Source organism: Bilophila sp. 4_1_30 (assembly GCF_000224655.1).
GTDB classification, from domain to species: Bacteria; Desulfobacterota; Desulfovibrionia; order Desulfovibrionales; family Desulfovibrionaceae; genus Bilophila; species Bilophila wadsworthia.
Window position 1 is genome coordinate 858,498 of record NZ_JH114232.1, and the last position, 6,631, is coordinate 865,128.

Sequence of the window (6,631 nt, forward strand, 5' to 3'; positions counted from 1 at the left end):
TCCCCGCCCCCTCCAATCTTTTTCCTTCCCTATATCAGCCGCCGCACTTGGTGTAGGCGCAGTTGGGGCAGCGATGGCAGCCTTCCTGAAAAACGAGCTCGCCGCCGCAGTCGGGGCAAAGCTGACGGTCGAAGGCCGAAACGGTGTGCGTGGGTACGGGGTTCCTGCCCTTGAGATAACGGTTTTCGAGTACCCACGCGATGGCGTCGGGAATCGAGAGCAGAAGGCCCTTCTTCTGGAATATGGGATGCTCGCCGCCAATGCCCTTGAGCTGCCCCACCACGTCGGCAACGTCGATGCCGGATCGGAAGGCCAGAGAAACGAGCCGTCCGATGGCCTCGGCCTTGGCGGTCACGGAATGCCCGGACTTGCCGATGGTCGCGAAAATCTCGAAAGGCTTGCCGTCCACCTCGTTCACCGTAAGATACATGCCGCCGAGCCCGGTCTGCACCTTTTGCGTGAACCCGGTTACGAAGTCGGGGCGCTTGCGCACGCGCACTTGCGACTCCTCGGATGGCTTTGCGGCGGGGGCGCTCGTGGTCAGCACCTGCGTGGATTTGCTGCCGTCGCGGTAGACGGTGACGCCCTTGCAGCCTTCCTCGTAGGCCATCCAGTAAATGGCGAAAATGTCGTCGCGCGTGGCCGAGTTGGGCAGGTTTACGGTTTTGGACACGGCGTTGTCCGTGTGGCGCTGGAAAGCCGCCTGCATACGGAGATGCCACTCGGGCGCGATGTCCATCGCGGTCACGAATACCCGGCGCAGATCTTCGGGAAGCTGGTCGAGGCTCTGGATGGACCCGAGCTCCGCCACGCCTTCCAGAAGCGGCTGGCTGTAGCAGTCGATTTCGCGCAAGGCTTCCTCGAAATGGGGGTTCACTTCCACAAGGCGTTCGCCGTCCATGACGTTGCGGGCGAAGCTCAGGGCGAACAGCGGTTCCACGCCGGACGAGCAGCCCGCGAGGATCGACAGCGTGCCCGTGGGCGCGATGGTCGTGATGGTCGCATTGCGCAGGGGCGGGATGCCTTTGGTGGGATAGATGGACGTTTCGTAGGCCGGGAAGGGCCCGCGTTCCGCCGCGAGCTGGATGGAAGCCGCCCGGCCGCGCGTTTCGATGAAGTCCATAATCCGTTCGGCCAGCGTGATGGCGTCCGCCGAATCGTAGGGGATGTGGAGCTGGTACAGAAGATCGGCCCAGCCCATAACCCCAAGGCCGATCTTGCGGTTGCGGCGCACCTGTTCGGCAATCCGTTCGAGGGGGAATTGCGAGGCGTCCACCACGTTGTCGAGGAAGCGGACGGCCAGCGCGATGGTCCGTTCGAGCCCCGCCCAGTCGATGCCCCGGTCGGCGGGGTTGGTTTCGTCGAGGTGCCCCGGCACGAAAAAGCTGGAAAGGTTCAGCGAGCCGAGGTTGCAGGCTTCATAGGGCAGCAGGGGCTGTTCGCCGCAGGGGTTGGTGCTTTCGATCTCGCCCTGCGCCGGAGTGGGGTTGTCGCGGTTGATCCGGTCAAGGAAGATGATGCCGGGATCGCCGCTTTGCCACGCCTTGTCCACCAGCAGGTTGAATACTTCGCGGGCGTTGAGGCGTCCCTGCTCCTTGCCGCTGGCGGGGTTGACGAGGGCGTAGTCCCGATCCTGCTCCACGGCCTGCATGAAGGCTTCGGTAATGCCTACGGAGAGGTTGAAGTTGTTGAATTCGCCTTCCTGCTCTTTGGCCCGGATGAATTCGAGGATGTCCGGGTGATCGATGCGCAGGATGCCCATGTTCGCGCCGCGCCGGGTGCCGCCCTGCTTGATCTGCTCGGTGGCGGTGTTGAAGATGCGCAGAAAGGACACCGGGCCGGAGGCCACGCCGCCGGTCGTGCCCACGCGGGAGTTCTTGGGCCGCAGACGGGAAAAGGAGAAGCCCGTGCCGCCGCCGGACTTGTGGATCATGGCGGCGAATTTTACGGCGTCGAAAATTTCTTCGATGGAGTCGCCGACGGGGAGTACGAAGCAGGCCGAAAGCTGGCCGAGCTCGGAGCCCGCGTTCATCAGCGTGGGCGAATTGGGCAGGAAGCGCCAATCGGTCATCATGTCGTAGAAGGCACGGGCCAGCGCGTCGGGTTTCCACGGGGACTGTTCGTATTTGGCTTCCTCGGCGGCTATGGAGGACGCTACGCGCCAGAAGAGTCCGGTCGCATCCTCGACGCATTGGCCGTTCTCGTCCTTGCGGTAATAGCGCTTGGAAAGGACTTTTTCCGCATTGGGATTGATAACGGGGGGAGTGAGATTGAGAGGCATATTCATCATGGTGGCACCAGCGTTGTTTGTGGTCTTAACGGGTTCTCCACGATACGCGGTCGGGAAGGAAAAGGCTATCTCGGGAAATGGGGCCGGAACGGGAACCACCGCGCATTTTTGGAAAAATCGGCAGGAGAAAAATTTTTATGGAAAAACGCCATGTTAGATTCTCGTCTTCCACAACGCCAAAAGCCCCCTGAGGCGACCCTCAGGGGGTGGAAGCGAGAAGTTGTTGACGGGGAGGGCTACTCGGCCGGAGCGTAGTAGCAACGCTTCGGGGACATGATCTTGCCTGATTTCTTCAGTTCGTCGATGGCTTTGGACACTTCTTTGGAATCGACATCAAGGGCTTTGGCGACGTCGCCGGGGCGGACGGGCTTGCCCGCATCCTGCATGGCCTTGAGAACCTGTTCAGCTGTAACTGCCATAATGGACCTCCGTGAAGCGGCTCTGCCGCCGGTATTTTTTTAGGAACAATTCCTGATAATCAAATTCCTCTGTTCCTGTCAAGGATTTTATGTGCCGAACGCCGGAGAAGCGGGGCGGCAATCGTCTGGATTTTTGCGGGAAAAGGCGCTACGTTCCGAGGAAAAGGATAGCGGTATGAAATATCTCATCATGGAAGATTTTGCGGGGCAGCCGGTCAGCTTCGTGTTCCCCCGCCGCGTGGACCACGGCGACATGCGCGAACAGCTCCCCTACGGGCGGGTGCTCGGGGCCGGTTATGTGGAATTGCGCGACGGCGCGTTTCATTGCCACGGCGGATATGCCGAACTGGATATTGTGGCCCGTCCCGAGGATGAGGCCATTTTGATGGAAGCCTTCCAGAAAGCCGAGTAGGGTTTGCCGCTGGCCGGACCGTGCGTCCTCGGAATTTCCCTGACAAGGCTTTTCCATTGGCGAACGAGTGGGTGCGGCCTGTTTCAGCCCTCGGAGATCCCATGCCTGAATTGCCCGAAGTCGAAACCATCGCCCGTACCCTCGCTCCGCAAGTCGAGGGGCGGCGCATTGTGGCTTGCGAGCTGCTCAACCCTTCCACCTTTGAGGGGACGATTCCGCTCGGCAAGGTTGTGGGCGGCATCATCGGCCGTCCGGGACGCCGCGGCAAGCTGTTGCTGTTGCCTCTTGCTTTCGGCTCGGAGCCGCTGCCTCCTGTGGACGAGGCCTGTCCGTCCGGTTCGCTGGCCCGGTGCCTTGCCTGCGGGGATGAACGCATTACCGGGCTTGGGTTCCATCTCAAAATGACGGGCCGCCTGTTCGTGTATCCTGCGGGCACCCCTCCGGAAAAACATACCCGGCTCCTCTTCGACCTTGACGACGGTTCGCGCCTCTTTTTCGATGACGCGCGCAAATTCGGCTATGTGCGGGTTCTGTCGCCTTCCTCCGTTGCCTGCTGGCCGTTCTGGAACAGGCTCGGCCCGGAACCGCTGGAGATGGACGCCGATGCCTTTGCAGCCCGTTTTGCCGGGCGGCGGGGCAAGATCAAGGCGTTGCTCCTTGATCAGTCCGTGCTGGCGGGGTGCGGGAATATTTACGCGGACGAAAGCCTGTTCCGCGCGGGTATCCGGCCCGACGCGCAGCTCGTGTCCGCCGACCGTCTGAAACGGCTTCACGCGGCCTTGCGGGAAGTCCTGCTCGAATCCATTGACGCGTGCGGCAGTTCCATCCGGGACTACCGTACGGCACGGGGCGACGCCGGGGCTTTTCAGAACGCCTTCCGGGTGTACGGCCGTTCCGGCGAGGCCTGCCTTGAGTGCGGGACCCCGCTGGAAAGCTGCCGCATCGCGGGGCGGGCCACCGTTTTTTGCCCGAACTGTCAGCTTGCCTGACATTCGTTCATACAACCCTTTTACTAGACCGTAAGGATTGAAGAATGCAGAAGACGATCTGCCTGTTGCCGGGTGACGGCATTGGCCCAGAGATTGTTGCCGAAGCCGTGAAAGTGCTTCGCGCCGTGGAAAAGAAATTCGGTCATTCGTTCACCATGACGGAAGCCCTGCTCGGAGGCGCCGCCATCGACGCCGTGGGCGTGCCGCTGCCCGACGCTACCGTGGAGGCCTGCAAGGCCGCCGATGCGGTGTTCCTCGGCGCGGTGGGCGGCCCCAAGTGGGACACCATCGATCCCGCCATCCGTCCCGAACGCGGCCTGCTCGGTATCCGCAAAGCCCTCGGACTGTTCGCCAACCTGCGTCCCGCGACCCTGTTCCCCGAACTTGCCGGCGCGTGCCTGCTGCGTCCCGACATTTCCGCCAAGGGCCTTGATCTCATCGTCGTGCGCGAACTGACGGGCGGCATCTATTTCGGCCAGCCCGCCGGCACCGAAGTCCGCGACGGCCTGCGCACCGGCTTCAACACCATGATTTACAACGAAGAGGAAATCGCCCGCATCGGCCGGGTGGCCTTCTCCACGGCCCGCAAGCGCCGCAAGAAGGTGTGCTCCGTGGACAAGGCCAACGTGCTTGCCGTGTCCCGCGTGTGGCGCGAAGTGATGATTGAAGTGGGCAAGGAATTCCCCGACGTGGAACTGACCCATCTTTATGTGGACAATGCCGCCATGCAGTTGGTGCGTGATCCTTCGCAGTTCGACGTCATCGTGACCGGCAACCTTTTCGGTGACATCCTCTCAGACGAAGCTTCCGTCATCACCGGTTCCATCGGGATGTTGCCTTCCGCCTCCCTCGGCACGGGCAATCCCGGCCTGTTCGAGCCCATCCACGGCTCCGCGCCCGACATCGCCGGGCAGGGCAAAGCCAATCCGCTGGCGACGATCCTGTCCGCCGCGATGATGCTCCGCCTTGCCTTCGATATGGATGCCGAAGCCGCCGCCATTGAAGGTGCCGTGCACAAGGTGCTCAGCGACGGTTTCCGCACCGGCGACATCATGGAAGCCGGGAAGACGCAGCTTTCCACCACCGACATGGGCGATAAGGTTATTGAAAGTATGTAGCATATTGGGAAAATTGGGGGAGGGGAGAGGGAACCTTTCTGAAGAAAGGTTCCCCTCTCCCCTCCCCCCAAGCCCCCACCTCTCTCCCTCCCAAGACTTTTGACTTTATTGAATCCCTGCTGGCGGTTTTCCCTGATATGAAGAGAGGGGAACGGCTGGGCGGGATAGTTGCGGAGCCGGTTGCCCAAAGGGGGAATCGGCTTTTTTCCGGACGGCTCTAAAGCTCTGGTGTTTTCTCCGGCTTTATGGTTTTTCTGGAAGGGATTTCAAGCGTGGAAGAGGGTGGATATTCCCTTTGTACGCGCCGGAATGAGTGCGTTGGGATTGAATACAGGATGGTTTTCGTAATTGTCGGAGGCGGCATTTATGACGGATTTTTTCAGTTCCCCCGTGGGGATGGCTCTGCTTGCGGGGTGCTGTACATGGGCGTTTACCGCATTCGGGGCGGGCATGGTCTACACCGCGAAATCGTTTTCCCGCCGGACGCTCGACGTGATGCTCGGTTTCGCGGCGGGTGTAATGATCGCCGCTTCCTACTGGTCGTTGCTCGCCCCCGCGCTGGAGATGAGTTCACATCTCGGCCGGTTGGCCTGTGTTCCCGTGGCGCTGGGCTTTCTTGCCGGGGCAGGGGTATTGCGTCTGGTTGACCTCATCCTGCCGCATATCCATCCTACGGAAAATGTCCCTGATGGCCCGCCTTCGAAGCTGCCCCGCAGTGCGCTGCTCGTGTTCGCCATTACCCTGCACAATATTCCGGAAGGGCTCGCCGTGGGCGTAGCGTTCGGGGCTGCGGCCTCAGGCGCTCCCGAAGCCAGCATCGCCGGGGCCATGACCCTGATGTTCGGTATGGGGCTGCAAAACATCCCCGAGGGCGTGGCCGTATCCGTGCCGTTGCTTCGGGAGGGCTTTTCCAAAAATCGCGCCTTCTTCTTTGGGCAGCTTTCCGGCATCGTCGAGCCCATAGCCGCTGTTTTCGGGGCGCTGGTCGTGGGTATCGCCGAACCCATTCTTCCCTTTGCTCTGGCTTTTGCCGCCGGGGCCATGATTTTTGTGGTCGTCGAAGAAGTGATTCCCGAGTCCCACGCCTCCGGCCACGGCGATGCGGCCAGCCTCGGCGTGATCATCGGTTTTGTAGTGATGATGTGCCTTGATGTGGCGCTGGCTTAGGTGGTTGATTGGGGAGGGGATTTCTGAAGAAAGGGTTCCCTTCCCCTCCAAAGACTTTTGACTGGTGGGGAGGCCGCGCGAAGGGAGTTCGTTCCGTCTTCGGTTCATCATTGGTAAGAAAAACAGCCTGAACGGGGTTCGTTCGGGCTGTTTCTTCAGTCTGCGGAAATGACCCTCAAGAGGGATTCGATAAAGTCGAAAATCTTTGAAGAGGGTGGGGGAGGTTTGGAGGGGGG

General features: G+C 61.1%; 6 protein-coding genes. 4 read left to right on the forward strand and 2 right to left on the reverse strand.

Going from position 1 to position 6,631, the window contains the following annotated elements; translation table 11 throughout:
* Positions 1-34 precede the first annotated feature (34 nt).
* Positions 35-2,290: a vitamin B12-dependent ribonucleotide reductase gene (locus HMPREF0178_RS10450; protein ID WP_009733383.1), complete on the reverse strand. Its 2,256-nt coding sequence runs from the start codon at positions 2,288-2,290 to the stop codon at positions 35-37.
* Positions 2,291-2,526: 236 nt separating this feature from the next.
* On the reverse strand, positions 2,527-2,709 hold the full coding sequence (locus HMPREF0178_RS10455) for a MarR family transcriptional regulator (RefSeq protein WP_009733384.1): 183 nt from the start codon (positions 2,707-2,709) through the stop codon (positions 2,527-2,529).
* Between the two features lie 175 nt (positions 2,710-2,884).
* Between HMPREF0178_RS10455 and HMPREF0178_RS10460 the strand changes: the two genes are divergently transcribed.
* The 4 genes from HMPREF0178_RS10460 to HMPREF0178_RS10475 all read left to right on the forward strand — a co-directional run bounded on the left by HMPREF0178_RS10460 (position 2,885) and on the right by HMPREF0178_RS10475 (position 6,395).
* Entirely contained in the window at positions 2,885-3,121 is a 237-nt protein-coding gene (locus HMPREF0178_RS10460; RefSeq protein WP_039958923.1) for a hypothetical protein, read from the forward strand.
* 101 nt (positions 3,122-3,222) lie between these two features.
* Positions 3,223-4,110 carry a bifunctional DNA-formamidopyrimidine glycosylase/DNA-(apurinic or apyrimidinic site) lyase gene (mutM, locus tag HMPREF0178_RS10465; protein WP_009733386.1) on the forward strand — a complete coding sequence of 296 codons (888 nt, stop codon included), beginning with the start codon at positions 3,223-3,225 and terminating at the stop codon, positions 4,108-4,110.
* A gap of 44 nt (positions 4,111-4,154) precedes the next feature.
* Positions 4,155-5,228, forward strand: coding sequence for a 3-isopropylmalate dehydrogenase (gene leuB, locus HMPREF0178_RS10470; protein WP_009733387.1), 1,074 nt, complete (start codon positions 4,155-4,157; stop codon positions 5,226-5,228).
* Between the two features lie 366 nt (positions 5,229-5,594).
* Positions 5,595-6,395, forward strand: a complete 801-nt coding sequence (locus HMPREF0178_RS10475) for a ZIP family metal transporter (protein WP_005024936.1) — start codon at positions 5,595-5,597, stop codon at positions 6,393-6,395.
* Positions 6,396-6,631: the final 236 nt, after the last annotated feature.